23 protein-coding genes are annotated in these 24,846 nt (G+C 67.9%); 10 read left to right on the forward strand and 13 right to left on the reverse strand.

Annotated elements, in window-relative coordinates:
• Positions 1-41 precede the first annotated feature (41 nt).
• From AC50YM_RS14380 to AC50YM_RS14390, 3 genes are all read left to right on the forward strand, one after another.
• Positions 42-3,920 carry a Pls/PosA family non-ribosomal peptide synthetase gene (locus AC50YM_RS14380; protein ID WP_494957690.1) on the forward strand — a complete coding sequence of 1,293 codons (3,879 nt, stop codon included), beginning with the start codon at positions 42-44 and terminating at the stop codon, positions 3,918-3,920.
• 40 nt (positions 3,921-3,960) lie between these two features.
• Positions 3,961-5,346, forward strand: coding sequence for a M1 family metallopeptidase (locus AC50YM_RS14385; RefSeq protein ID WP_494957636.1), 1,386 nt, complete (start codon positions 3,961-3,963; stop codon positions 5,344-5,346).
• An 82-nt stretch (positions 5,347-5,428) separates the two neighbouring features.
• The gene (locus AC50YM_RS14390) at positions 5,429-5,878 is read left to right on the forward strand and encodes a VOC family protein (protein WP_494957637.1); all 450 of its coding nucleotides are present in this window, start codon (positions 5,429-5,431) and stop codon (positions 5,876-5,878) included.
• Positions 5,879-5,922: 44 nt separating this feature from the next.
• Here AC50YM_RS14390 and AC50YM_RS14395 read toward each other — a convergent pair whose 3' ends face one another.
• From AC50YM_RS14395 to pheS, 3 genes are all read right to left on the reverse strand, one after another.
• On the reverse strand, positions 5,923-6,522 hold the full coding sequence (locus AC50YM_RS14395; protein WP_494957638.1) for a 4'-phosphopantetheinyl transferase family protein: 600 nt from the start codon (positions 6,520-6,522) through the stop codon (positions 5,923-5,925).
• Positions 6,523-6,668: 146 nt separating this feature from the next.
• Positions 6,669-9,212 (reverse strand): phenylalanine--tRNA ligase subunit beta, encoded by a 2,544-nt coding sequence (pheT, locus tag AC50YM_RS14400; protein ID WP_494957639.1) that lies wholly within the window; start codon positions 9,210-9,212, stop codon positions 6,669-6,671.
• 2 nt (positions 9,213-9,214) lie between these two features.
• Complete coding sequence (gene pheS / locus AC50YM_RS14405) at positions 9,215-10,276, reverse strand: phenylalanine--tRNA ligase subunit alpha (protein WP_494957640.1); 1,062 nt, start codon at positions 10,274-10,276, stop codon at positions 9,215-9,217.
• A 231-nt stretch (positions 10,277-10,507) separates the two neighbouring features.
• Here pheS and AC50YM_RS14410 point away from each other — a divergent pair, with 231 nt between their 5' ends.
• A complete protein-coding gene (locus AC50YM_RS14410; RefSeq protein WP_494957641.1) occupies positions 10,508-11,017 on the forward strand; it encodes a hypothetical protein in 510 nt (169 codons plus the stop codon).
• A 2-nt stretch (positions 11,018-11,019) separates the two neighbouring features.
• The gene (locus AC50YM_RS14415) at positions 11,020-11,658 is read left to right on the forward strand and encodes an SIMPL domain-containing protein (RefSeq protein ID WP_494957642.1); all 639 of its coding nucleotides are present in this window, start codon (positions 11,020-11,022) and stop codon (positions 11,656-11,658) included.
• Between the two features lie 78 nt (positions 11,659-11,736).
• Here AC50YM_RS14415 and pcp read toward each other — a convergent pair whose 3' ends face one another.
• Complete coding sequence (gene pcp / locus AC50YM_RS14420; protein WP_494957643.1) at positions 11,737-12,378, reverse strand: pyroglutamyl-peptidase I; 642 nt, start codon at positions 12,376-12,378, stop codon at positions 11,737-11,739.
• A 155-nt stretch (positions 12,379-12,533) separates the two neighbouring features.
• Between pcp and AC50YM_RS14425 the strand changes: the two genes are divergently transcribed.
• Both AC50YM_RS14425 and AC50YM_RS14430 read left to right on the forward strand, forming a co-directional pair.
• Positions 12,534-12,926 carry a hypothetical protein gene (locus AC50YM_RS14425; protein ID WP_494957644.1) on the forward strand — a complete coding sequence of 131 codons (393 nt, stop codon included), beginning with the start codon at positions 12,534-12,536 and terminating at the stop codon, positions 12,924-12,926.
• A gap of 358 nt (positions 12,927-13,284) precedes the next feature.
• On the forward strand, positions 13,285-14,490 hold the full coding sequence (locus tag AC50YM_RS14430) for an Rv2578c family radical SAM protein (protein ID WP_494957645.1): 1,206 nt from the start codon (positions 13,285-13,287) through the stop codon (positions 14,488-14,490).
• Here the strand turns inward: AC50YM_RS14430 and AC50YM_RS14435 are convergent, their stop codons facing one another.
• The 4 genes from AC50YM_RS14435 to AC50YM_RS14450 form a co-directional block, all read right to left on the reverse strand.
• Complete coding sequence (locus AC50YM_RS14435) at positions 14,491-15,864, reverse strand: NAD(P)(+) transhydrogenase (Re/Si-specific) subunit beta (RefSeq protein ID WP_494957646.1); 1,374 nt, start codon at positions 15,862-15,864, stop codon at positions 14,491-14,493. It lies immediately after the preceding gene.
• On the reverse strand, positions 15,861-16,178 hold the full coding sequence (locus AC50YM_RS14440; protein WP_494957691.1) for an NAD(P) transhydrogenase subunit alpha part 2: 318 nt from the start codon (positions 16,176-16,178) through the stop codon (positions 15,861-15,863). Before AC50YM_RS14440 ends, AC50YM_RS14435 begins: the two co-directional genes overlap by 4 nt.
• The gene (locus AC50YM_RS14445) at positions 16,178-17,320 is read right to left on the reverse strand and encodes a Re/Si-specific NAD(P)(+) transhydrogenase subunit alpha (RefSeq protein WP_494957647.1); all 1,143 of its coding nucleotides are present in this window, start codon (positions 17,318-17,320) and stop codon (positions 16,178-16,180) included. Before AC50YM_RS14445 ends, AC50YM_RS14440 begins: the two co-directional genes overlap by 1 nt.
• 86 nt (positions 17,321-17,406) lie before the next feature.
• A complete protein-coding gene (locus AC50YM_RS14450) occupies positions 17,407-17,862 on the reverse strand; it encodes a (deoxy)nucleoside triphosphate pyrophosphohydrolase (RefSeq protein ID WP_494957648.1) in 456 nt (151 codons plus the stop codon).
• A 170-nt stretch (positions 17,863-18,032) separates the two neighbouring features.
• On the opposite strand from AC50YM_RS14450, the gene AC50YM_RS14455 reads away from it, so the two are divergent.
• Positions 18,033-19,241, forward strand: a complete 1,209-nt coding sequence (locus AC50YM_RS14455) for an MFS transporter (RefSeq protein ID WP_494957649.1) — start codon at positions 18,033-18,035, stop codon at positions 19,239-19,241.
• A 73-nt stretch (positions 19,242-19,314) separates the two neighbouring features.
• Here AC50YM_RS14455 and AC50YM_RS14460 read toward each other — a convergent pair whose 3' ends face one another.
• The gene (locus AC50YM_RS14460) at positions 19,315-20,235 is read right to left on the reverse strand and encodes a cation diffusion facilitator family transporter (protein WP_494957650.1); all 921 of its coding nucleotides are present in this window, start codon (positions 20,233-20,235) and stop codon (positions 19,315-19,317) included.
• A gap of 271 nt (positions 20,236-20,506) precedes the next feature.
• Here AC50YM_RS14460 and AC50YM_RS14465 point away from each other — a divergent pair, with 271 nt between their 5' ends.
• Positions 20,507-20,773 (forward strand): GlsB/YeaQ/YmgE family stress response membrane protein, encoded by a 267-nt coding sequence (locus AC50YM_RS14465; protein ID WP_494957651.1) that lies wholly within the window; start codon positions 20,507-20,509, stop codon positions 20,771-20,773.
• A gap of 177 nt (positions 20,774-20,950) precedes the next feature.
• On the opposite strand, the gene AC50YM_RS14470 is transcribed toward AC50YM_RS14465, so the two are convergent.
• From AC50YM_RS14470 to infC, 4 genes are all read right to left on the reverse strand, one after another.
• Entirely contained in the window at positions 20,951-21,862 is a 912-nt protein-coding gene (locus AC50YM_RS14470; protein ID WP_494957652.1) for a TrmH family RNA methyltransferase, read from the reverse strand.
• A 66-nt stretch (positions 21,863-21,928) separates the two neighbouring features.
• Positions 21,929-22,408 (reverse strand): 50S ribosomal protein L20, encoded by a 480-nt coding sequence (gene rplT, locus AC50YM_RS14475; protein ID WP_494957653.1) that lies wholly within the window; start codon positions 22,406-22,408, stop codon positions 21,929-21,931.
• 118 nt (positions 22,409-22,526) lie between these two features.
• Positions 22,527-22,721 carry a 50S ribosomal protein L35 gene (gene rpmI, locus AC50YM_RS14480; protein WP_009358635.1) on the reverse strand — a complete coding sequence of 65 codons (195 nt, stop codon included), beginning with the start codon at positions 22,719-22,721 and terminating at the stop codon, positions 22,527-22,529.
• A gap of 114 nt (positions 22,722-22,835) precedes the next feature.
• Positions 22,836-23,945 (reverse strand): translation initiation factor IF-3, encoded by a 1,110-nt coding sequence (gene infC / locus AC50YM_RS14485; RefSeq protein WP_494957654.1) that lies wholly within the window; start codon positions 23,943-23,945, stop codon positions 22,836-22,838.
• A gap of 470 nt (positions 23,946-24,415) precedes the next feature.
• Here infC and AC50YM_RS14490 point away from each other — a divergent pair, with 470 nt between their 5' ends.
• A complete protein-coding gene (locus tag AC50YM_RS14490) occupies positions 24,416-24,802 on the forward strand; it encodes a DUF1844 domain-containing protein (RefSeq protein ID WP_494957655.1) in 387 nt (128 codons plus the stop codon).
• The last annotated feature ends 44 nt before the right edge of the window (positions 24,803-24,846 follow it).

Consider the following 24,846-nt stretch of genomic DNA (forward strand, 5'->3'; position numbering starts at 1 on the left):
CCACCGTCAGCCCTGTTTTCGGGGCGCAGCTTCCGGGTTCGCTGGCGGCACCGCCGGAGCGGACCCTGGTTGAGATCCTGCAGGAAACCGCGGAGCGTTTTCCGGATGCCTCAGCCCTCGACGACGGCCACGAGTCACTCAGTTACGCCCAGCTCATCACCGCTGTCCGGGCCCGCGCGCTGGAGCTGCACCGGGCCGGTATGGGAGCCGGGGACAACATCGGGGTGCGGATACCCTCCGGCACCAACCTGCTCTATGTCTCGATCCTGGCCATCCTGATGGTCGGCGCGGCGTACGTCCCGGTGGACGCGGACGACCCGGAAGAGCGGGCCCGGCTCGTCTTCGGCGAGGCCCGGGTTGCCGGGATATTGAGTGGAACCGGGGAAATTGTGACCGAGCGCGGGCGTGCCCGCCCATTCCCTGACCCGCGGCCGGCCGGCCTCGACGACGACGCCTGGGTCATCTTCACGTCCGGCTCCACCGGGACCCCCAAAGGCGTCGCGGTGCAGCACCGCTCCGCGGCCGCCTTCGTCGACGCCGAGGCCCGGATCTTCCTGCAGGGCGATCCGATCGGTCCGCAGGACCGCGTGCTGGCCGGTCTCTCGGTGGCTTTCGATGCCTCCTGCGAGGAAATGTGGCTGGCCTGGCGGCACGGCGCCTGCCTCGTCCCGGCGCCCCGGGCCCTGGTCCGGACCGGCATGGACCTCGGCCCGTGGCTGATCAGCCACGGCATCACGGTCGTGTCCACGGTCCCCACGCTTGCGGCGCTTTGGCCGGTCGAATCCCTGGAGAGCGTCCGCCTGCTGATCTTCGGCGGCGAAGCGTGTCCGCCGGAGCTCACCGAACGGCTCGCCGTCGAAGGCCGCGAGGTCTGGAACACCTACGGGCCCACCGAGGCCACGGTCGTCGCCTGCGCGGCTCCACTCGGCGGTCCCGGTCCGATCCGGATCGGCCTGCCGCTGGACGGCTGGGACCTCGCCGTCGTGGACGCCAACTCCCTGCCCGTCGGGGAAGGGGAAGTCGGCGAACTGATCATCGGCGGTGTCGGCCTGGCCCGCTACCTGGACCCGGCCAAGGACGCCGAGAAATATGCCCCCATGCCGTCGCTGGGCTGGACACGCGCCTACCGCTCCGGGGACCTGGTCCGCTACGAAGCCGAGGGACTGATCTTCCAGGGCCGCGCCGACGAACAGGTCAAGCTCGGCGGCCGGCGGATTGAGCTCGGCGAGATCGACGCCGCCCTGCAGGCCCTTCCGGATGTCGCCGGCGCGGCCGCGACGGTGCAGACGACGGCGGCCGGCAACCAGATCCTGGTCGGCTATCTCGCCCCGGCCGGCGGCCGGGAGATCGACCTGGCGGCCGCACGGGAACTGCTCGGCGCAAGCCTCCCGGCCCCGCTGATCCCGCTGCTGACCCTGGTCGAGTCGCTGCCCACCAAGACCAGCGGCAAAGTGGACCGGCACGCGCTGCCCTGGCCGCTGGCCGGGGCCGGGGCTGCCGACACCGAAGCGGCCCCGCTGAACCTCCCGGACGACGCAGCCTGGATCGTCGAGCAGTGGAGTGCGGTGCTCGGCAGCGCAGTGTCCGGCCTCGACGCCGACTTCTTCGCCTACGGGGGCGGCTCGCTCGCCGCTGCGCAGCTCGTCTCCGCGCTGCGGGTGCGCTACCCCACCATCACGGTGGCGGACATCTACGCCACGCCCCGGATCGGCGCGCTCATCGACACTGCCCGCCAGTCGCTGCCCGAGGGCGGCGCCGGGCCGGCGCCGGAGCGCACGGTCCGGCGCACGGCACGCAAATCGCAGGTCTTCCAGACCCTGATGGGCGTTCCGCTGCACCTCCTGGTCGGCATGCGCTGGCTGACGTACCTGATGGCGGCGAACAATCTGCTCTCCTCCTTCGCCGGCTTCACCGCGGCGCCCACCGTGTCCTGGTGGTGGGTTGGTGTCTCCTGGCTTGTTTTCGTCAGTCCGGCGGGCCGGATGCTGATCTCCATTGCCGCGGCCAGGATCCTGCTCCGCAAGGTGGCGCCGGGCACGTACCCGCGGTCCGGCCGGGTGCACCTGCGCCTGTGGCTGGCGGAGCAGATCCAGGACCTCGCCGGCGCCGTCAGCCTGGCCAGTGCCCCCTGGGTCCCGTATTACGCGCGGGCCCTTGGGGTCAAGATCGGCACCGGCGTCCAGCTCCACTCGCTGCCGCCCGTCACCGGCCTGCTCTCGCTTGGCAGCGGCTGCAACGTCGAACCCGAGGTCGATCTGTCCGGCTGGTGGATCGACGGCGACATCGTCCATATCGGTGCCATCCGGATCGGGCCCGGCGCTACGGTCGGTGCCCGCAGCACCCTGATGCCCGGCGCCACGATCGGCGCCGGAGCCCGGGTGGAACCGGGCTCGGCCGTGCTGGGCAAGGTCAAGTCCGGGCAACTCGTCGCCGGGTCCCCCGCTGAGCGGCGGGGCAAGGCCAAACACTCCTGGCCGGACACTCCCCCGGAGCATCCGCTGATCGGCCGGCTCTGGTTTGCCGGCTTCGCCGCCGCCTCGGCCGTCCTGGCCCTGATTCCCTATCTCTCCGCCGTCGCCGCGGCCCTCGTCGTCTTTGGCTTCATCCGGGGCAACTCATCGCTGGGCGCGGCGCTGCCGCAGCTTCTGCTGTCCCTTCCGCCGGCCGCCCTGGTCTGGTTCCTCTCCAACCTCGTGCTGATCCTGCTGACCACCCGCCTCCTCGGCGTGGGGCTGGCCGAAGGGTATTACCGGGTGCGCAGCAGGATCGGCTGGCAGGTCTGGGCCACCGAACGGATCCTGGACCTGGCCCGCGACCTGCTCTTCCCGATCTACGCCAGCCTTTTCACACCCGTCTGGCTACGCCTGCTCGGAGCCAGGATCGGCAAGAACGTGGAGGCCTCGACGGTCCTGCTGATCCCCAAGATGACCACGGTGGGGGAAGGTGCTTTCCTCGCCGATGACACGATGGTGGCATCCTACGAACTCGACGGCGGCTGGTTGCGGATCGCCCCCGCCAAGATCGGCAAACGCTCCTTCCTGGGAAACTCCGGGATGACAGCGGCCGGCCGGAACGTGCCCAAGAACTCCCTCGTGGCGGTGCTTTCGGCCACTCCGGCGAAGGCGAAGGCCGGGACGTCCTGGCTCGGCAGCCCGCCGGTCCGGCTCCGGCGCACCGCCATCGCCTCCGACGACACCAGGACGTACGAGCCACCGCTGAAGCTCAGGATCGCCCGCGCCCTGTGGGAGCTGTGCCGCTTTGTCCCCGTCGTGGCGACGGTCGCCATCGCCGCCGGTGTCTTCCTCGCCTTCGACTGGCTCGCCAGTGTCTTCAATTACGGCATCGCCGCCGTCCTCGGCGGAGTGGTGATCCTGCTCGCCGGCGCCGTGGCAGCAGGCAGCGCCGTCGTGGCGAAATGGCTTTTGGTGGGGCGCATCCGCCCGGGCGAGCATCCGCTCTGGAGCTCGTTCATCTGGCGCAACGAGGTCGTGGATACCTTCATTGAAATGGTCAGCGCCCCCTGGTTCGCGCGTGCGGCCACCGGGACCCCTGCCCTGGTTTGGTGGCTCCGGGCCCTGGGCGCCACGATCGGGGCCGGCACCTGGTGCGAAAGCTACTGGCTGCCCGAAGCGGACCTCGTGACCCTGGGCCGGAATGCCACGGTCAACCGCGGCTGCGTGGTGCAGACCCATCTCTTCCACGACCGCGTCATGAGCATCGACACTGTTACGCTCGATGACGGGGCAACGATGGGACCGCACGGAGTCATCCTCCCGCAGGCCCGGATCGGCACGGGCGGCACGGTCGGCCCGGCATCCCTGGTGATGCGCGGTGAAACGGTGCCGGCCGCGACCTACTGGATGGGCAATCCGGTGAGCCCCTGGGGCGGGCCTGCGGTGCCTGCCGCCAAACTGAAGTAGCCCCTGCCCGACCGCACCCGCAATCCCGAAGGCCCCGTTGATGAGTTCCAGCCCCCTCACGTCCACCGCCGCATCCGGCCCCGGAAGCGGCCTGCCCGCGGACGAAGCGGCCGGCTCCCCCGATCCGTACCTGCCGGGTCACGGCACGGATGCCTACCGGGTCACCCGCTATGAACTCGAGCTGGATTACAAACTCAGCAGCAACCGGCTGACCGGGCGGGCCGTGGTGCACGCCGTCACGCAACGGCCGACGTCGGCCCTGGTCCTGGACTTGACCGGACTCCGGGCCACCAAGGTCCAGCTCAACTGGAAAAGGGTGCGCAAGTTCAGCCAGCGGGCCGACCAGCTCGTCATCGTCCCTGACGCTGCGCTGCTGCCGGAGGAGGAATTCACCCTGGACATCCGCTACGAGGGCAACCCCTCTCCCCGCCGCGGGCTGTGGGGCGAAGTGGGCTGGGAGGAACTCACCGACGGCGTGCTCGTCGCGGGCCAGCCAAACGGCGCACCGTCCTGGTTCCCCTGCAACGACCACTCGCGGGACAAGGCCAGCTACCGGATCTCCGTGACCACGGATGCCAATTACCGGGCCGTGTGCAACGGAATCCTGGTCGGGCGCACCAGCCGGTCCAGCCGCGAGACCTGGGTCTACGAGCAGTCAGAGCCGATGGCTCCGTACCTGGCCACGGTCCAGATTGGCCGCTACGAGCTCCTGGCCCTCAACCCGGTCCGCCCGGCCGCGCAGGTCCCCCAGCACGCAGCCGTGCCGGCCGCGCTGGCGGACAAGGCCCGCGAGGGACTGGCGCGGCAGCCCGAGATGATGCGCACCTTCATCGATTGCTTCGGCCCGTATCCGTTCGCCGAGTACACCGTCGTCGTGGCGGAGGACGAACTGGAGATTCCATTGGAGGCGCAGAGCCTGTCGATCTTCGGCCCCAACCACTTGGAGCAGGACTGGGAGTCCCAGCGGCTGATCGCCCACGAATTGTCGCACCAGTGGTTCGGGAACTCGCTCACGGCGGCCTCCTGGAAAGACATCTGGCTGCACGAGGGGTTTGCCTGCTACGCCGAATGGATCTGGTCCGAAGAGGCCGGTGTGATGCCCGTGGCCCGCCGGGCCGCCGCCGCCTGGCGGAAACTCGATACCGGCAAGCAGGATCTGCTGATCGGCGACCCCGGGCCGGAACTGATGTTCGATGACCGGGTCTACAAGCGCGGCGCACTGGCACTTCATGCCCTGCGCCTGCGTTGCGGGGACCTGGCGTTCTTCTCACTGCTGCACGAATGGGCGGGCCAGAACCGCCACGGCTCCGTGTCCACGCCGCAGTTCATCCTCGCCGCAGACCACGCAACAGGCCTCGACTCCGAAGCTCTGCTGCACCCGTGGCTGTACGAGGAGGCCCTGCCGCCGCTGCCGTCCGGCAGCTAAGCAGGTCATCCGAACGACCTTCTTAGGGTCCCGGGCAGCCAGAACCGCCCCACGGCTCCATCTCCCGGGCTATCGTGGTGCCATGCCCAGCAAATTAGCCGTCATTGCCATCGACGCGGTCCGGCCACAGGTGGTGGCCGGTTTCTGGTGCGCCGTCCTCGGCTGGCAAGTCATCGAAGAGGACAACGAGATCATCAGCATCGCGCCGCAGGACCGGACCTGGCCGTCCATCGACGTGATCGCGGTGCCCGAGGGCAAGACCGTCAAGAACCGGCTGCACTTTGACCTCCGGGCCGACGGCGTATCCACGTCCGTGGAGCTTGAGCGCCTGCTCGCCCTCGGCGCGCGGCGAACCGACGTGGGGCAGGGGCCGGACGTCAGCTGGGTGGTACTGGCTGATCCCGAGGGCAACGAGTTCTGCCTGCTGTCCCGATCCGTCCAGGACGTCGAAAACCAGGAACGGGAAGGTCAGCCCGGCGCGGCTCCAGCGTTCACCTTGGGAGGTTCCGTGCAGGCGGCTCCGGGACAGTGACGGGGAGCTCCCGGCAGCGAACGCTCCCAGCCTGATTGCGTCCGCTACTTCCCGTCCAGGACGGCCAGTGCCGCGGCGAAGCCTTCGGGCAGGCCGAGGTCAGCGGTGTCCAGTTCAATTAGGACGGTGCCATCGGCGGACTCTGGGAAGGCCCCGATCGAGCTCGGATCCACCCGCAGTCCGGTGCCCCGGGCCTTGAGCAGAGCCTCCTTGCGCGCCCACACGGCTGTCCGCCAGCCATCCGCCCGGTCCGGTGGCAGCGCGGAGAGTAGCTGCCGTTCCGCTGGGGTGAGAACGACGTCGTCGAAGCCGGGAAACCCGACACCGGACCTGTGCTCCAGGTCAATGCCAACGGTCACCTCCGATCCACGGGCGCCGGCGGCCAGCAGGGCCCAGCCGCGGCTGCGGGAAAGGCTCAGGCTGAGGCGGCCGCGGGAAGGGCTGCGGCCGCGGGAAGGGCTGATGCTGAGTCTGCTGCCGGTACCCGGCCCACCAACCTCTCCGCGCAGCCGGTAACCCGGCCGGCCGTGGTCCAGCCCCGGACCGGAGCCGCAGTCCGGGCAGGAATAGTAGGTGGTCAGCTCACCGGAGCGTACGCCGAGGAGCTCCGCGGCGAAACTGCGCAGCGCGATCCGTCCGGCCACAAAGTCCCGCCGGGTTTTCGGATCCTTGATGCCGGCGGCACGCGTCCGCTCGGCGGGATCGAGGAACGCCTCAGCGTCCGGTCCGACGTCGGCAAGACGGACGGACCGGACGGTGGTGCCGGAAACGGCGAGGGTTCCGCCGATTTCTAGCGTTGGACTGCTCCGAAGCGCTCGTGGGCGACGGCGACGGCAGACTCGCGGGCCGCGGATGCTTCGTCCGCGGTGAGCGTGCGGTCGGCGGCACGGAAGCGCAGGCTGAAGGCCAGCGACTTCCTGCCCTCCTCGATGCCCTTGCCCGCGTAGACGTCGAAGAGTGCGACGTCCTCAAGCAGCCCGCCGGCTCCTTCGCGCAGGGCAGCCAGCACATCCTCCGCCGGGACCTCCTGCGGAACCACCAGGGCAACGTCCTGGCTGGCCACCGGATAAGTGGAGATGTGCCGGGCCACAATGACGTCCGCCGCGGCCTCGAAGAGGGCGTCCGCGTTGAATTCCAGTGCCACGGACCGGGCCGGCATGTCGTGCGCGGCCAGCAGCTTCGGGTGCAGCTCGCCGGCGTATCCGACGACTTCGCCGGTGCGGAGCGCCAACTGCGCGGTCCGGCCGGGGTGGAAGGCCTGGTGCCGACCCTGGCTGACCACGACGTCGACGCCGAGGACGTCACCGGCGATCCGGGCGATGTCCAGGGCGTCGGCCCAGTCCCACGCCCGGGGCGTGTGGCCGGCGGCCGTCGGTGAGTCATGCCCGGTCAGCACGGCGGCGAGGTGCAGCGGCTGGTCCGGGACGCCGTCATACAGGCCGTCGAGAACCTCCTCGCTGGGCTTCGCGCCGAGCGGCGGGATCGACGCGGTGCCGAGTGTGTCGCCCGGCAGGAACACGAGCCCGGCCTCGAACAGGGCGAGGTCGCGGAAGCCGCGGGAGTGGTTGCGCTTGGCGACCTCGATCAGGCCCGGCAGGATCGAGGTGCGCAGGTAGCCCTGTTCCTCGCTGATCGGGTTGGCCAGCTTGAGGGCCTTGCGCGGCGATCCCTCTGCGGGCACACCGAAGGTGTCGTTGGCGGCCTTGGAGACGAACGGATAGGCCAGGACCTCCGTCAGGCCGGAGGCGGCCAGCGCCTGGACGAGGCGCCGGCGCTGCTGCTGCACGCGGGTCAGCCCGCGGCCCGGAGGCGCCACCGGCAGGGTCGCGGGGATCTTGTCATAGCCGACCAGCCGCGCGATTTCCTCGGTGAGGTCCTCTTTGGTTTCCAGGTCGTTCCGCCAGCTCGGGGCGGTCACGGTGTACCCGCCGTCGTGCTTCACCACAACGGCGCCCAGGTCCTCGAGCGAGGTGACGATCTGTTCTTCGGTGAAGTCGATACCGATCCGGGCCGCGGCAAACGCCGCGGGCAGCTCGACGGTGACGGCGTCGGGTGCGGTCCCGACGTCGGTGCCCGCCTCATCGGCGGTGCCCCCGGCGAGTTCGACCAGGAGGTCAACGACGCGCTGGGCGGCGACGCCGGCCACCTGCCAGTCGACGCCGCGTTCAAAGCGTTTGGAGGCCTCGGACGGCAGCTTGTGGCGCCGGCGGGAGCGTCCGATGGACACCTCGTCGAAGTGCGCCGCCTCCACGAGGACGTTCGTGGTGGAGGAGGACACCTCGGTGGCGGCCCCGCCCATCACGCCGGCGATGCCGATCGCGCCGGACCCGTCGGTGATGAGAAGGTCCTCGACGTCGAGCGCGCGTTCCCTGGCGTCCAAGGTGGTGATCTTTTCCCCGGCCACCGCACGGCGGACCACGATGTCGCCGGACAGTCTGTCCAGGTCGTAGCAGTGCGTGGGCTGGCCGAGTTCAAGCATGACGTAGTTCGAAATGTCGACCGGCAGCGAGATCGAGCGGATGCCGGCGAGCCGCAGCCGGGCGGTCATCCACTGCGGTGCCGGCATCGTGGCGTCGACGCCGCGGACGGTGCGGGCCACGAAGCGGTCGCAGCCGGGTTTGCCGTAGATCGGGGCGTCGTCGTTGAGTTTGACGCCGTGGCCGCCGGACAGTGCCGCGGGCGCCTGGACCCTGGAGGCAGGGTCGGTGAAGGACGTGCCGGTGGCGTGGGCGTATTCACGGGCCACACCGCGGATCGAGAAGGCATAGCCGCGGTCCGGGGTGACGTTGATTTCGGCGGCCTGGTCGTAGAGGCCCAGCAGTTCCATGGCGTCGGTGCCGATTTCCGGGTCGAGCCCGATCCGGGACAGCACCAGGATGCCGTCGTGGTCCTCGCCGATGCCGAGCTCACGCACGGAGGCGATCATCCCGGCGGACAGGTGGCCGTAGGTCTTCCGCGCGGAGATGTGGAAGTCGCCGGGCAGCACGGCGCCCGGAAGGGTGACCACCACTTTGTCGCCTGCCACGAAGTTGTGGGCACCGCAGATGATGCCCTGCACTCCGGAGGGGTCGATGCCCTCGCCGGTGAGGCTCTGCTGCTGGCCTTCGGGGACAACCCGGACCTGGCACCAGTTGATGGTTTTGCCGTTGGTCTGGGGTTCCTTGACGATGCTCAGGACCTGGCCCACCACGATGGGGCCCTGCAGGGTGTCGGTCGGCCGGTGCACGGCTTCTTCTTCAAAACCGACCTTGACCAGGTCGGCCATCACGTCTTCGGCCGTTGCTCCGGCCGGTACCTGCGCGAATTCACGCAGCCAGGAAAGTGGGATACGCACGGTTAGATCTCCATCCCGAAGTGCTCGCTGAAACGTACATCGCCTTCGATCATGTCGCGCATGTCGCCGACCTCGTTGCGGAACATGAGCGCACGCTCGATGCCCATGCCGAAGGCAAAACCTGAATAGATGTCCGGATCGATGCCCGCGGCGCGGAGCACGTTCGGGTTGATCATTCCGCAGCCGCCCCATTCGATCCAGCGCGGGCCGCCCTTGGCGCCCGGGTGCCAGATGTCCAGCTCCGCGGAGGGCTCGGTGAACGGGAAATAGTTCGGACGCAGCCGCACGGACGCCTCGTCGCCGAACATCTGCCGGGTGAAGTGCTCCAGGGTGCCCAGGAGGTCGGCCATGCTGAGCTTCCTGTCGATGGCCAGGCCCTCGAACTGGTGGAACACCGGGGTGTGCGTCGCATCCAGTTCATCGGTGCGGAACACCTTGCCGGGGCACAGCACGTAGATGGGCAGTTCGCGTTCCAGCATGGAGCGGACCTGCACCGGCGAGGTGTGGGTGCGCATCACGAGGTGGGCCTCGGGCGGCTCCACGAAGAAGGTGTCCTGCATTTCGCGGGCCGGGTGGTCCGGCTTGAAGTTCAGCGCGTCGAAGTTGAACCACTCGGATTCGACCTCGGGGCCTTCGGCGATTTCCCAGCCCATGCCGACGAAGATGTCCGCGACACGGTCCTGCAGCGTGGAGAGGGGGTGGCGTGCACCGGCGCGACGGCGGCGCGGGGCGGCCGTCACGTCGACGGTCTCCTCGACCAGGATACGGGCGTCGTTCTCGGCTTCAAGCTCGGCCGTACGGTCCGCGAGCGCCTTGTTGACGCGTCCGCGGGAGGAGCCCATGAGCTTGCCGGCGGCGGCCTTCTGGTCCTTTGGCAGCCCGCCGATTTCACGGTTGGCGAGGCTCAGCGCGGACTTCTCGCCGGTGTGCGCGAGGCGTGCGGCTTTGAGTTCATCTAGCGTGGAGGCGGCGGCAATGGCGGCAACGGCCTGGTCTACGGCGGCGGTGATGGCGGCTTCATCCGTGGGATTCGGGACGCCGGCGCCCGGCAAAGTTTCAGTCATCTACTGTTCTTAGCTACGAGTCGGTTTATGCCAACGGGCACAGGACCAACAGGTGCAGGGACCCGCGCGTTGACAAAGGGCAGGGCTCGCCAAATAACGCTCCGGCGGGCACTCCCCTTCAGTCTAGTTGAACCCGCCCAGGTGACTGAACGTGACGGTGCCCCAACGGGCCCTGCCACGTATCCCCGGTTGCCTATCCCGGATGGCGGGGCGCCCGGCTAGCATGGCGTTATGACGCCGGGACAAAGGCTGCGGCAGCTCGCCAACGTACTGAATGCGACCACTCCTTTGGGGTTGTTGCTGGCCGGTTGCGCCCGCACGCCTGTCCGCCGCGGGCCCCGGGGCCTGCTGATCGCCACCGGCTACCGCTGGCGGCTTCCTTTCGCCGGCGCTTTTACGGTCGGCAATGTGGTGCTGTTCCGCGCCGCTCCCGAGGAAGCCCTGGCCAACCCGGTGCTGCTGCGGCACGAGGAGCGCCACAGCACCCAGTACGCCTGGTGCCTGGGCCTGCCGTTCTTGCCGCTGTATTTCCTCGCGGCAGGCTGGTCGCTGGCCCGGACCGGCAACCCAGGCTCGCGCAATGTCTTCGAACGTCAGGCCGGCCTGCGCGCGGGCGGCTACCCGGAGCTGAAGCGGGCACCCAAGCCCCGGATTCCAACAGCGGATTTCCCTGCCGGATCCGGAAAGCCCGGATCCGGACACCGGACGGCCCCGACGACCCAAGAACGGAACGAGGCGTAAGAATGACCGACAGCCCCAGGACAATTTCAGTCACCGGATCCGGCAGCGCGGAAGCTGCACCGGACCTGTTGACCCTCTCGATCGGCGTCGAGTGCCGCCAGGAGGACGTCGGTGCTGCCTACGGGGAGGCGGGCCGTGTCTCCGCGGCCATCACGTCGGAACTCCGCCATTACGGCGTCGCGAATCCGGACATCACGACGTCGGGACTCAACGTCCGCGCCGAGGTGAACTGGCAGGAGGGCCGTGGCCAGGTTGTCTCGGGCTACCTGGCGTCGAGCGTGCTGAGCGTCCGGCTCAGGGAACTGGGCAAATCCTCGGAGGTCATCGCCGCCGCGGTCGCAGCCGGCGGCAACGCTGTCCGGCTGAACGGGCTGGAACTGGGTTTCGCCGATTCCGCTGCCGTTACGGCGGGTGCCCGCGAGGCCGCCTGGCAGGACGCCCTCACAACGGCCGGGCACTTCGCGTCCCTCGCCGGTGCGTCACTGGGCAAGGTTGTTTCCCTCGCGCAGCAGACCGGGTACCCGGCGCCGATCCCGGTGGCGAAAATGCAGCGGGCCGCCGCGGTGGAGTCGCTCACCGTGGAGGCCGGCGAATCCAGCGTCAGCGCCACGGTCAACGTGGTGTGGGAACTGCTCGGCTGAGGCGCCGTAGCCACCAGGAATTGGCGCGGGCAGGTGCCGGGCCGGCCGGATCCGGGTCCGGCTCATATGTGGCGCCGGCTAGTGCGTGGCGCCGGCGGCGATCTTCCGGTCCGCCGTCGTCGCCAGGGCGCTCCGGACGACGACGGCGAGCGCCTCCGCCAGCTGTTCCGGCGGCAGCGCCGGATCCGTACTCCCCGGCGGCAGCTGGGCCGGCACGTACGGAACGTGGACAAACCCGCCCCGCGTTCCGGGCCTAAGCCGCAGGGCGTGCATCAGACCGTAGAAGACGTGGTTGCAGACGTACGTGCCTGCGGTCTGGGATACCTCGGCGGGGATCCCCGCCGCCAGGAGGTCCGCGAGCGCGGCTTTCACCGGAAGAGTGCTGAAGTATGCGGCTGGCCCCCCGGTGACCACCGGCTGGTCCACGGGGGCGCTGCCGGCATTATCCGGGATCCGCGCGTCGTCGCAGTTGATCGCGATCCGTTCCAGCGATACCCGGGAACGTCCGCCGGCCTGGCCGGCGCAGACCACCAGCTCCGGGCCGTGCTGCTCCAGCGCCGCTTCCAGCACGCGAATCGCTGCCCCGAAGACGCAGGGCAGCTCCACGGCCCGTGCGTCGATTCCCTCGGCCCGGAGCCGGGCCGCGGCTTCCCGCGCTGCCGACCACGACGGGTTGATGCTTTCGCCGCCGAAGGGCTCGAAACCTGTCAGGAGAATCATCGCCCCAGCCTACAAGCCGGCCCGCCGTACGGCCGGCCGGCGGTGACTGAGACTGCAAAAACGGCGGCCGAATCCAGCCTTGGGGGAAGACTCCCGGAGATACTGGCGTCAGCGCGGCAATCGGGCGCGGCCCCCATGTTCCCAACGAGTTGCGCATGAGCCATCTCTTCAAAACCAGCGCCTGGTTTCCGAATGCCCTGATGCTCCTGGAAACCGAAGACAACCCGGAAGTCCCTGACCTCGACGGGGTGGCCAATGTTTGGCAGTCCACGAGCATCCTGGCCCTTGCCGTTCAACACGACGCCGAAGGTGACGTTGAAATCAAGATCGCCTTCGACGCCCCAGGTCCGGACTTTGTGCTGCTCTTCGAGGGCACGCTCGCCACTGAGCGACGTCTCGTTGAGATCCGTTCCGTGTACCGGGACCGCATCACCGGCATCAGGACGCTCACCGGGGAACTACCGGTCCGGATTTGGGGTGATGATCCACGGCAGCCCGAACATGTACTGATCCAGTGCCTGGGCATCGTGGAGTTGGCGGGTGATTAGTCACGGTATCTCCGTCAGCGTGTGCGCGATCAGGGATGACTTCGGCTGAGCCGGGGAGAGACGGACGGGTCTCGGCCGGCGCCCTGTTCCGTTCACGTCAGCGCAGTCCAAAAAGCCTCTTCCGGCATCGGCCGAAGGGCATCTAGCTGAAATTGATGTGAAAGGACGGCCCTGAGGGGCGTGCGGGCAGTTCACGGCTGGCGCACCTGGATGTGGTGCCTGTGGCTGGTCACCCTGAGCGGGGCGTGATGCCGGGGCTTCCTCCTGCCTCTGGGGCACCGTCCTTCCGGGGAGGCACTTCCAGCGACTTGCCCTCAGGGTTCTTGACTTAAACTAGAACATATATTCGAATTGACCTATGAGATGGGACGCACAAGCACTGAAACCGGTGCCCGGAGACACGGCCCTTGGGGACACGGCCAGCGGGCACGCCGCCTCGGGTGGCACACCACTTGCCACTGGTACCGGCCGGGCGGGGAGCGCATTCCCGGCGGTTCCGACGACCGATCCCCTGCTTCCCCTGATCGGTCTGGTGCGTTCGGTGACCACGCCCGAGTTCGCCGGGGTCACTTTCCATGAGGTCACCGCCAAATCGGTGCTCAACAAAGTGGTCGCCGGTTCGCGGATGCCTTTTGAATGGACCATCAATCCCTATCGCGGCTGCAGCCACGCGTGCGTCTACTGTTTCGCCCGGAAGAGCCACACCTACCTCGATTTCGACGCCGGGCTGGATTTTGACAGCCAGGTGGTGGTCAAGATCAACGCCGCCGAGGTCCTGCGCCGGGAGCTTGCCAAGCCCTCCTGGGCGCGGCAGCACGTGGCCCTGGGCACCAACACGGATCCTTACCAGCGGGCGGAGGGCCGCTACCAGCTCATGCCTGGCATCATCGGGGCCCTGGCGGATTCCGGCACTCCCCTGTCGATCCTGACCAAGGGCACGCTGCTGGCCCGGGATATCCCGCTCCTGAAGCATGCCGCGGCCCAGGTGCCCGTGGGCGTGGGCATCTCGCTGGCGATGACGGACGAGCACCTCTCCGAGGCCGTCGAGCCGGGGACGCCCGGTCCCCGGGCGCGCCTGAAGTTGATCACCCGGCTTCGGGAGGCGGGGTTGCCGTGCGGGGTGATGGCCATGCCCATCCTTCCCTGGCTCTCGGACAGCGACGAGGCGCTGGATTCCCTGTTCGGCTCCCTGGCTGCGGCGGGCGCCACCGGCGTCACCGCCGGAGCCCTCTATCTCAAACCTGGAACCCGGGAATGGTTCATGCAGTGGATCGCCCGCGAGCATCCCCAGCTCGCCGGAAAGTACCGGCGGCTGTACGGCACCGGTTCCTACGCCTCCGAGGAGTACCGGACCTGGCTCTCCGGACGCATCCGGTACTTCAAGGCCCGCCACGGCTTCTCCGGATCCCAAGGCTTCAGCCACCGCGACCTCAACGACGATCCCGGCAGCACTGATCCGCGGGATGAGGAAGCGCAGTACCCGGCCGGCAGCATCCCCGGCGCGGCGGCACCCGCGTCCGGCGCGCGGACCATAACCGAGACGGCGCAGCCCATGCTGTTCTAGCTAGAGCGCCTTCACGGCGCCCAGGACGCGGGTGAGCGAATCCTTGGCGTCGCCAAAGAGCAGTGTGGTCTTCGGGTCAAACAGCAGTTCGTTCTCGATCCCGGCGAAACCGGGCCGCATGGAGCGTTTGAGGAACACCACCTGCCCGGCCTGGGCCACTTCAAGGATCGGCATCCCGTAGATCGGCGCCCCCGGCGTGGACTTGGCGGCGGGATTAACCACGTCATTGGCGCCCACGATGAGCGCCACGTCGGTGTTGGGGAACTCCGGGTTGGCTTCCTCGAGCTCCTTCAACGCCTCATAAGGAACGTTCGCTTCCGCGAGGAGTACGTTCATGTGGCCTGGCATCCGGCCGGCCACCGGGTGGATGGCAAAGACCACCTCGACGCCGCGGGCCGCCAAGGCAATAGCGAGCTCCGCGATGGTGTGCTGGCCCTGGGCCACGGCGAGCCCGTAGCCGGGGACGATCACCACGCGCTGCGCATAGCCGAGCTGGACGGCGACGTCCTCCGGCGAGCAGGAGCGTACGGGCCGGTCGCTCTGCACGGTGGATCCCGCCGTCGAGCCGCCGCGGAAAGCGCCGAACATAATTCCCGTGACTCCACGGCCCATGGCGGACGCCATCACCTTGGTCAGGATGGTACCGCTGGCCCCGACCAGCGTTCCGGCGACCAGCAGGAGCACATTGCCCAGCACAATGCCGGACGCGGCGACCGCGAGGCCTGTGAAGGCGTTGAGCAGGGAAATCACGATCGGCACGTCCGCCCCGCCGACGGGAAGGACCAGCAGAAGTCCTGCCACCAGGCCCAACACCAGCAGCGCCACCGCCCAGCCGGCGGAACCGGTGCCGACAACGAGGCCTCCGGCGGCGACGGCCCCCAGCACCACAACGCCCATTACCACCGGCATTCCGGGGAACAGCAGGGGGCGGGTGCTGATCAGCTCCTGCAGCTTGCCCACCGTCACGGCCGAGCCGGCAAAGGAGACCGCGCCGACCAGCATCGTGAACACGACGGCCAGCCGCACCCAGGGGTCCCCGCTGTGGCCCAGTTCCAGCACCGCGACCAGCGCTGCGGCGCCGCCGCCGACCCCGTTGAACAGGGCTACCAGTTGCGGCATCTGGGTCATCTGCACCCGCCGGGCAACCGGGACGGCCACGGCGGAACCGACTGCGATGGCGGCGATGATCAGCGGGATGTTCTCCAGTTTCGCGGAAAGGAACACCGTGACCACGGCCACGAGGGCGCCGGCCGCCCCGATGGCGTTGCCCCTCCGCGCGGTCCGTGGCGAGCTCAGGCCTTTCAGCGCGAGGATGAAGCAGACAGCGGCCGCCAGGTAGAACAGCGCGGTCCATCCGGGGCCGAGGATGCTCATGTGACGTCCTTCCCGGTGCCGGCACGGGGCCGGGAAGGCTTCCGGCTGCCGAACATCTCCAGCATCCGGTCCGTGACGACGAATCCACCGACCAGGTTGGCGGTCGCCAGCACGACGGCGGTCAGGGCCACCGTCAGCAGCCATGGGTCACTGGCCTGTCCGGCCACGATAATGGCGCCGACCAGGATGATGCCGTGGATGGCGTTGGCGCCGGACATCAGCGGAGTGTGCAGCTTGCTGGTCACCTTGGAGACGACCTCGAATCCCACAAAAACGGCGAGCACCACCACGGTCAACAGCGTGATCGGATCCATCATTTGAGGGCCTCCAGTGCATCGGCGGTGGCGGCGTGCCTGACCGTGCCGCCGTGGGTGAGGCAGGCGCCGGCGATGACCTCGTCGTCGAAGTCCGGTACAACCTTGCCGTCGTCGGTCATCAGGGCCAGCAGGTTTGCGATGTTTTTGGCGAACAGCCGGGAAGCGTCGGAGGGCATTGCCGAGGCGGCGTCCTGCAGTCCCACCAGGGTCACAGAACCGCCATCCACCGGGATCTGGAGGTCCCGGCCCGCGATGACTCCTTCGACGTTTCCGCCGGATTCCGCGGCCAGGTCGACGACGACCGAACCGGCCCGCATGCCGGCGACCATCTGCGTTGTCACCAGCAGGGGGGCCGCGCGGCCGGGAATGGCCGCCGTCGTGATCAGGACATCCGCCGCTGCCACGTGCGGGGCGAGCAGGGCCCGCTGGCGTGTTGCCCGGTCCTCGCCCAGCTCACGGGCGTAACCGCCGCTGCCCTCCGCGGCAGCGTCGAGATCAAGGTGAATAAACGTGCCGCCCATCGAAGCGACCTCGTCGGCGGACGCGGCGCGGATGTCGTTGGCGGAGACCCGCGCCCCCAAACGTTTCGCGGTGCCGATCGCCTGCAGTCCGGCGACGCCGGCCCCCAGGACGAGCACCCGGGCGGGCGGGATCGTTCCTGCGGCCGTCATGTAGAGCGGGAAGAACCGGGGATAGCGCAGGGCTGCCTCCAGCACGGCGCGGTAGCCGGCGACGAGCGCCTGGGAACTGAGCGCGTCCATTGACTGGGCCCGGGAAATGCGCGGCACGAGCTCCAGCGCAAAGGCGGTGACCCCTGCGGCGGCGAGGCAGCGCACACCGGGCAGTTCCGACCCCGGGGAGGCGAAGCCGATGGTGATGGTGCCGGGGCGGAGCCGCGCGGCGGTCTCCGGTTCGAGCGGCCGGACGTGCAGCAGGACATCCAGGGATTCGGCGGTCAGCTCAGGAACGATCGATGCTCCGGCCGCGGCGAACGCGGCGTCCGCATACCCGGCCCCGGCGCCCGCATCGGCCTCCACAGCCACGTCAAGGCCGAGGGCCCTGAGTTGTTGCACCGTCTCCGGGGTGGCAGCAACCCTGCGCTCCCCTGCCCGCTGCTCCCGTTTGACACCCACCTGCACGGGTTGCTCCTCTCGATTCGCTTCAGCGTAGTTCCATGCTTCACGCTTTGGCGAGAGGTGGGGCCGCGGCGGCCTGCGGGCTTTGCTCAGTTCGCGGAAACGGCCGACGGATCCGAAACCCGCAGCTTGTCCAGCAACGCCTCGACGATGGGCAGGTCAGCCGGGATCCACTCCAGGCCGAGCACTTCGTCGCGGTCCCGGAGGTCGATCCAGCGCAGCTCATCGTGGTCCTGGAGGGGGTGGGGAACGCCGTCGACCAGTTCCGCGAACCACACCCGCATCGCCGCGCGCTCGTTGAGCGGCCAGCCGTCGGCGGATCCGCCGTCCAGCTCGGCGCCGAGCCGGATGGTCACGCCAAGTTCTTCGAGCAGCTCACGGTGCAGGGCCTGCTCGGCTGACTCGCCGGACTCGACCTTGCCGCCGGGAAACTCCCACATGCCGGCGAATTGCGGGGGCGCCGTCCGCCGCGCCGCGAGCAGCCGCCCGGGTGCGGCCAGGGAGTCCAGTACCGCGCCGCCTACGACGCTGATCAGTTCAGTCACGCCCCAAGTCTAGGTGCGCAGCCGGCTTAGGGGAGAATAGAAGGGCCGCCAGCGGCGAGTACCCGGAATACCGGGCGGGCCGGCCCCGTTACACATACCAACCCATACATCAGACTTATTTTGCCGCATTCTCCTGCCATGCGCCGGGGACGTCACCGAAAAGCAGACGAATGACTACCACCACAAAAGCCCCGGCGACGCCCAAAACCGGCACCCGCCATGTTGCCCTCGCCATCGTTTCCCTGGCCATGGGCGGATTCGGCATCGGAACCACGGAGTTCACCATGATGGGCCTGCTCAAGGAGGTGGAGCAGGGACTCGGCATCAGCACCCCGGAGGCAGGCCACCTGATCTCTGCCTATGCCCTCGGCGTGGTGGTCGGAGCCCCGTTGCTGGCCGCCGTCGGCGCCAAGATGCCGCGGAAATACCTCGCCCTGGCACTCATGCTGTTCTTCAGCATCGCAAACCTCACCTCCTTTATCGCCCCCGACTACGGCACCATGCTGGTGTCCCGCTTTGCCGCCGGCCTGCCGCACGGGGCCTTCTTCGGCGTCGCGGCCGTGATCGCGGCGTCACTGGTCGCGCCGACCAAGCGCGGCTGGGCCATTTCGATGGTCATGGCCGGCCTGACCGTCTCCAATGTCATCGGCGTTCCGTTCGGCACCTGGCTGGGCCAGACCTATGGCTGGCGGCTGCTGTTCCTGCTGGTGGGCATCATCGGCATCCTCACGCTGGCGATGCTCTGGAAGTTCCTGCCGTTCCAGAAGCCGCACGCTGACGCGAGCTTCCGCCGCGAACTGGGTGCACTCAAGCGGCTCCAGGTCTGGCTGGCGATCCTGATCGGCATCGTCGGTTTTGGCGGCTTCTTCGCCACCTACACCTACATCGCCCACACCATGACCTCCGTGGCGGGCATTCCCGCGGCCTGGCTGCCGCTGGTGGTCGCGCTCTACGGGCTGGGCATGGTGGCCGGCAACATCGTCGGCGGCCGGATCGCGGACAAGTCCGTGATGGGGACGATCTACTGGGTGCTGCCGGGCATAGCCGTGGCCCTCGTGGTCTATGCCGTGGCGGTGCACTGGCCGTGGTCCGCCTACGTGATGGTCTTCGTCGTCGGCGGCGCCGGTTCGCTGCTGGTCCCGGCGCTGCAGACCCGGCTGCTCGATGCGTCCCCGGATGCGCCCTCGCTGGCGTCCTCGCTCAACCACGCGGCGCTCAACGTCGCCAACGCCCTGGGCGCCTTCCTCGGCGGCCTCGTGATCGCCTGGGGCTGGGGCTATGTTGCACCGGCCCTCGTCGGGGCCGGGCTGGCCGTTCTGGGCCTCGGCGTCGCCCTGATCAGCGGGCTGGTGGAACGCAAGAGGCCGCTGGTCCGGTAGCCCGCACTGCGGCTACCGGACCAGCGGCCCCAGACTCTGCCGGATCTCCGGCACGCGCCCGCTCCTGTTACTGCTAGGGAGTGGTGACCCGCTGGATGTCCGGTTCGAGGTAGATGACCCGGGCGATCGGCACGGCCTCGCGGATCCGGATTTCGGCGTCGTCGATCGCCTGGGCGATGTCCTGGCCCGAATCGGAGTGGCCGATGCTGATCTTGGCGGCCACCAGCAGTTCCTCCGGGCCCAGGTGCAGGGTCTTGAGGTGGATGATCGAAGTGCCATCGGACTCGATGGCCGTCCTGATCTTGGCAACGTCGTCCCTGGTGGCCGATTCGCCGAGCAGGAGCGACTTGGTCTCGATGGCCAGCACTGCGGCGATGGCCACGAGCAGGAAGCCGATCATCGCCGTGCCCAGGGCGTCCCAGATGCCGTTGCCGGTGATCAGCGTCAGGCCCACGCCGAGGAGGGCGAAGACCAGTCCCACAAGTGCGCCGAGGTCTTCGAGCAGGATGACGGGCAGTTCCGGCTGCTTGGCGCTGCGGACGAATTTGACCCAGCTCTGCTTGCCGCGGATGTGGTTGGATTCGATGATCGCGGTCCGGAAGGAGAAGGATTCTGCGATGATGGCACCGATGAGCACGGCGAGCGGAACCCACCAGAACGCGCCCTCGATGGCATGCGGGTGTTGGATCTTCCCCCACGCTTCGTACAGGGCGAAGAGGCCACCCACGCTGAACAGCACGATCGAGACAATGAACGCGTAAATGTAACGTTCGCGCCCGTAGCCGAAGGGATGCTCCGGGCTCGCGGCCCGTTTGGCCTTTTTGCCGCCCACCAGCAGCAGGAGCTGGTTGCCGGAGTCAGCGAGTGAGTGGATCGCTTCGGCCAGCATCGACGAGGAAAACGTCAGGAAATACGCGACGAATTTAAGGACGGCGATGGTCAGGTTCGCAGCAAGGGCCGCAACAATCGCCTTGGTACCGCCATTTGCAGCCAAGAGAGCTTCTCCTTAGGGGTTCGACCAGGTCGTGGACTCGGGCCGATGCCTGCACCCACAAGGAATACCGTACCCGTTATCGCCGGATCGCAGCACCGCCCGGACCAGCGGCTCACCCTTGGACGCAGGCCCCGGTGGACCCGGAACGGCGCAGGTCACGGGGCAGATAACGATTGGGTGTGATCCTGCTGACAAGCAAACCGGCCTATGTTAGCTTGAAGCCATAATCGGGATTCACTCTTTGGATGCCGACGAATATGTAGGAGGAGTAATGGGCTTTCTAGGCTGGATCATTCTCGGACTCATAGTAGGTGCAATCGTCAAGGCAGTCATGCCTGGCAGGGTCGGCGGCGGCTGGGTCACCAGCCTCGTGCTCGGCGTTGTCGGCGCGGTTGTCGGCGGGTGGATCGGCGACCTGCTGTTCGGCGGCGGCAAGATGGAATTCTGGAACCTCGGTTCCTGGATCCTCGCCATTGTCGGCGGCCTGGTGGTTGCCGGCATTTACGGCGCCATCACGGGACGCAACAAGACCACATAACTGCACACGCCACCGCCCGGCACCCGGGGTGCTGGACGGTGGGCAACGACGGCGGGAGCCCACCATCTGGTGGACCCCCGCCGATTTCTTTGCCCTCTTGCCAGGCGCTCGTTCGGGCTCCCTTGCCGGGCCCTCTTTCGGGCTCCCTTGCCGGCCCTCCCCGCGGACCGGGACCGATTATCGGCGCGGGCTTCCGCTGTCCTGCTGCGAGCGGGCACTGGCGTAAAGGCAGACGGTGGCCGCGGTGCCGAGATTAAGGCTCTCTGCGGCACCGTAGACCGGAACCGCCACGCGGTGGTCCGCGAGGGCAAGTTCTTCCTCCGACAGGCCCTGCGCTTCGTTGCCGAAGAGCCACGCCGTGGGGTTTTCCAGCGCATACTCGGAGTCCAGGGCGGGTGCGCCGAGCCGCCGGGCCGCGTTCTGGTCCTGCAGCCGGTCCAGGTCCAACTGGCCGCGGCCGTCCGCCGCGAGGACTCCGATGCCGCGTTCCTTGCAGCGGGCCACCAGTTCCTCGACCTCGGCGCCGAGCACAACAGGCAGGTGGAAGAGGGATCCCGCCGTCGAGCGCACGGCCTTGGGGTTGTAGATGTCCACGCTGGACGCAGTCAGGACGATGGCGTCCGCGCCGGCCGCGTCGGCGGCACGCAGCACGGTGCCGGCGTTGCCGGGGTCGCGGACCTCGCACAGCACGGCAAGCAGCCGCGGACCGGCGTCGAGCACCTGCTCCAGGCTGACGTCCAGGAAACCGCAGACGGCGAGAATGCCCTGCGGGGTGACGGTGTCCGCCATCGCGGCAAGCACCTCGTCGGTGGCCAGGTAGGCGGTGGTGCCCTCCGCGAGTGTCTCCAGGTCCGGGTGCCGGTCCAGGCAGGACTCGCTCGCGTAGACCTCATAGACGATGCCGGGCTCCCCCGCGGCAATCCTCTTCTGGTGCAGGGCCAGTGCTTCCCGGACCGCCTGCGGTCCCTCCGCCAGGAACTCGCGGCGTTTTAAACGGGCCGGGCGCCCGGCAAGTTGTGCCACCTTCCTCACCCGATCAGCTCGGGGATTGGAAAGTTCTACATCTTGCGGGCGCCCGGTTTCGTTCATATAAGAACCTTAGTGGCTTTTCCAGCCGGTTCTTGAACGAGGCAGTTCGTGCGAACTACGGGAGTACTACTCAGCAGCCTCAGCAGCGGCAGGCTTCTTGGCAGCCGGCTTCTTGGCGGGAGCCTTCTTGGCAGCCGGCTTCTTGGCGGCCGGGGCAGCCTCGGCCTGGACGGCCGGAGCGGACGTGTCGGCGGGCAGCGAGTCCTTGGCGATCTTGACCAGCGCGGCGAAGGCGTTGGCGTCAGAAACGGCAAGCTCGGCCAGCATCCGGCGGTCAACCTCGACCTCAGCGGCCTTGAGGCCCTGGATCAGACGGTTGTAGGTCAGGCCGTTGGCGCGGGAGGCAGCGTTGATGCGCTGGATCCACAGGCGGCGGAAGTCGCCCTTCTTCTTCTTGCGGTCACCGTAGCTGTACACAAACGAGTGCAGCAGCTGCTCTTTGGCCTTGCGGTACAGGCGTGAACGCTGTCCACGGTAGCCCTTGGCGCGCTCAAGAATAACCCGGCGCTTCTTGTGGGCGTTGACCGCCCTCTTCACACGTGCCACGTGCGTACTCCTTAGAAAATCTGATCCCAAGCATCTACTGCCGGAACAACCGGCTGGCCTGAGAAGCCTTTTTGGTAGTTGACTGGTGCCAGGTGGCAACAGTCAGAGAACTTGGAACTTAGATGCCGAGCATCTTCCGGATGACCTTAGCGTCGCCCTTGAAGACGATCTTGTCGCCGGCAAGGCGGCGGGTCAGCCTGGAGGACTTGTGCTCGAGGTAGTGGCGGCGGTTGGCCTGCTGGCGGCGCAGCTTGCCGCTGCCGGTCAGCTTGAAGCGCTTCTTAGCACCACTGTGGGTCTTCATCTTCGGCATGGGAACCGATCTCCTTACGTATCCGCAGACAAGGTCTGCAGTCTTTCGTGCAGCCGTCCCTGCGGGCGGCGTGCTGGTTGCTTACTGCCGGACATTGCTGTCCGGCAGCCTGAACTAGTTGGTCTTCTTGCTTGCCGGCTTGGCGGCGGCCTTCGGGGCCGCCGGCCGTGCAGCAGGCTTCGGCGCCGACGGCCGCGGGATCGGCTTCGGTGCGGCAACCGGCTTCGGTGCAGCCGCCGGAGCGGACTTTTCACCCTCCGGAACCGGCGCCGGTTCCGGAGCCTTGGCGGCAGCCTTGGGCGCTGCGGGCGCCTTGGCTACTGCCGGCCGGGCTGCGGCCTTCGGAGCCTCAGTCTTCGGGGCTTCACGCTTCGGGGCAGCCTTGGGGGCCTCCTGCTTCGGCGTTTCCGTGGCGGGAACCTTGGCAGCCGGGGCTTCCTCGGCCTTGGCCTCGGCGGCCGGGGCCGCAACCACGGCTTCTGCGGTCTTCTCGGCCGGGGCCTCGGGAGCAGCCTCCGCGGCGGGGGCCTCCGTTGCCGGAGTCTCCGTTGCGGTAACTTCAGCTTCGGTTACTTCAGCCTCGGGTTCGGTGCGGACCTGGTAGCCCTCCGGGAGAAGATCGGCGAGCGACTGGGTCAGGGGTGCATCCATCGCGCCGGACGTGTCAACGCGGCTCGTGCCCGAAGCCTTGGCTTCGTTCTCGGCTTTGGCGTCCGCACGCTGCGATGCGCGGCGGGCCTCTGCCTTGGCTTCTGCCTTGTTCTTCAGGGGACCGACCACCATGACCATGTTGCGGCCATCGATCCGCGGGCTGGACTCAACGACGCCGACTTCGGCGACATCGTCAGCGAAGCGCTGGAGCAGACGGATGCCCATCTCGGGGCGCTGCTGCTCACGGCCGCGGAACTGGATCATGGCCTTGACCTTGTCACCGGCGCCAAGGAAGCGGAGCGCGTGGCCGCGCTTCGTCTCGTAGTCGTGGGTGTCGATCTTGAGGCGGAAGCGGATTTCCTTCAGAACCGTGTTGGTCTGGTTCTTCCGGGCTTCGCGTGCCTTGACGGCGGCTTCGTACTTGTACTTGCCGAAGTCCATCAGTTTGCACACCGGAGGCTTGGCCTGCGGTGCAACCTCAACGAGATCAAGATCGGACTCGGCAGCCAAACGCAGGGCATCCTCAATACGGACAACCCCTACTTGCTCGCCTGCAGGGCCGACCAGCCGCACCTCGGGGACGCGGATACGCTCATTGATTCTTGGCTCGCTAATGTTAAGGCTCCTGTGTTCGTGAGGGGTATTCCACCGGCAAAAAGAGAAGGCCCCCAATTGCCGGAGCAATCGAAGGCCTCGAAGATCGGTGCTGCCTGCCTCATGTGAGGCGGCATGCATCCCGCCAGGCTGACGCCCGGGAGGAATGCCCGACCAGGTACCCGGCAACCTTGCTTCTTGCGAAGCTTCCCGAAGGAGAGCGGCTGACGCGGGTGGGAGAGAACTCCGCTTGCTAACTGAAAGTCGATTCTACAGAAGAAATCCCGTCCGGCGCACCTCCATGTCGGGCATGTTGGTTGCTGACGGGTTCCGGCCGCTATTCCGCCGCGATAGATCTGCGGTGACATAAAAACAGGTGGATAACAACTGTGAATACGTGACTACTGTGAAATAACGACATTCAGTCGGTCTGTGTCAAGCTTACCAGCATGAGCACTTCAGATAGTAATTCACACGTTTACGAGCCCGCCAGCGCCCAGGGTGACGTCTCACAGCAGATCCGCGACATTTCCGAGGTGCCCGCAATCGAGGTCATCACCACCGCAGCCGTGCACCTCATGAGCGCCGCCGCCGTGAAGCTTGGCCTCGCCGCCGAGGACAACGCCGAAGAACTCAAGGACCTCGACGAAGCCCGCAAGCTGATCACCGCCCTCGCCGGACTGGTCACCGCCGCAGCGCCCGAAATTGGTTCCCAGCACGCCGGACCGTTGCGCGACGGCCTGCGGTCCCTGCAGCTGGCCTTCCGCGAGGAATCCATTATTCCGGACGCGCCGGGCAAGGGTCCGGGCGAGAAGTACACCGGAGCGGTCAACTAAAAGCACCCCGGGTATTCCGAACAACGCTGCGGCGGGCGGTCCAC

This window comes from Pseudarthrobacter sp. RHLT1-30-1, from assembly GCF_059383415.1.

Bases quoted from the DNA above. Each gene is read 5' to 3' on its own strand.
- AC50YM_RS14385 (WP_494957636.1), top strand. From the start codon at position 3,961: ATGAGTTCCAGCCCCCTCACGTCCACCGCCGCATCCGGCCCCGGAAGC.
- AC50YM_RS14390 (WP_494957637.1), top strand. From the start codon at position 5,429: ATGCCCAGCAAATTAGCCGTCATTGCCATCGACGCGGTCCGGCCACAG.
- pheS (WP_494957640.1), bottom strand. From the start codon at position 10,276: ATGACTGAAACTTTGCCGGGCGCCGGCGTCCCGAATCCCACGGATGAA.
- AC50YM_RS14410 (WP_494957641.1), top strand. From the start codon at position 10,508: ATGACGCCGGGACAAAGGCTGCGGCAGCTCGCCAACGTACTGAATGCG.
- AC50YM_RS14415 (WP_494957642.1), top strand. From the start codon at position 11,020: ATGACCGACAGCCCCAGGACAATTTCAGTCACCGGATCCGGCAGCGCG.
- pcp (WP_494957643.1), bottom strand. From the start codon at position 12,378: ATGATTCTCCTGACAGGTTTCGAGCCCTTCGGCGGCGAAAGCATCAAC.
- AC50YM_RS14425 (WP_494957644.1), top strand. From the start codon at position 12,534: ATGAGCCATCTCTTCAAAACCAGCGCCTGGTTTCCGAATGCCCTGATG.
- AC50YM_RS14430 (WP_494957645.1), top strand. From the start codon at position 13,285: ATGAGATGGGACGCACAAGCACTGAAACCGGTGCCCGGAGACACGGCC.
- AC50YM_RS14435 (WP_494957646.1), bottom strand. From the start codon at position 15,864: ATGAGCATCCTCGGCCCCGGATGGACCGCGCTGTTCTACCTGGCGGCC.
- AC50YM_RS14440 (WP_494957691.1), bottom strand. From the start codon at position 16,178: ATGGATCCGATCACGCTGTTGACCGTGGTGGTGCTCGCCGTTTTTGTG.
- AC50YM_RS14455 (WP_494957649.1), top strand. From the start codon at position 18,033: ATGACTACCACCACAAAAGCCCCGGCGACGCCCAAAACCGGCACCCGC.
- AC50YM_RS14465 (WP_494957651.1), top strand. From the start codon at position 20,507: ATGGGCTTTCTAGGCTGGATCATTCTCGGACTCATAGTAGGTGCAATC.
- AC50YM_RS14470 (WP_494957652.1), bottom strand. From the start codon at position 21,862: ATGAACGAAACCGGGCGCCCGCAAGATGTAGAACTTTCCAATCCCCGA.
- rpmI (WP_009358635.1), bottom strand. From the start codon at position 22,721: ATGCCGAAGATGAAGACCCACAGTGGTGCTAAGAAGCGCTTCAAGCTG.
- AC50YM_RS14490 (WP_494957655.1), top strand. From the start codon at position 24,416: ATGAGCACTTCAGATAGTAATTCACACGTTTACGAGCCCGCCAGCGCC.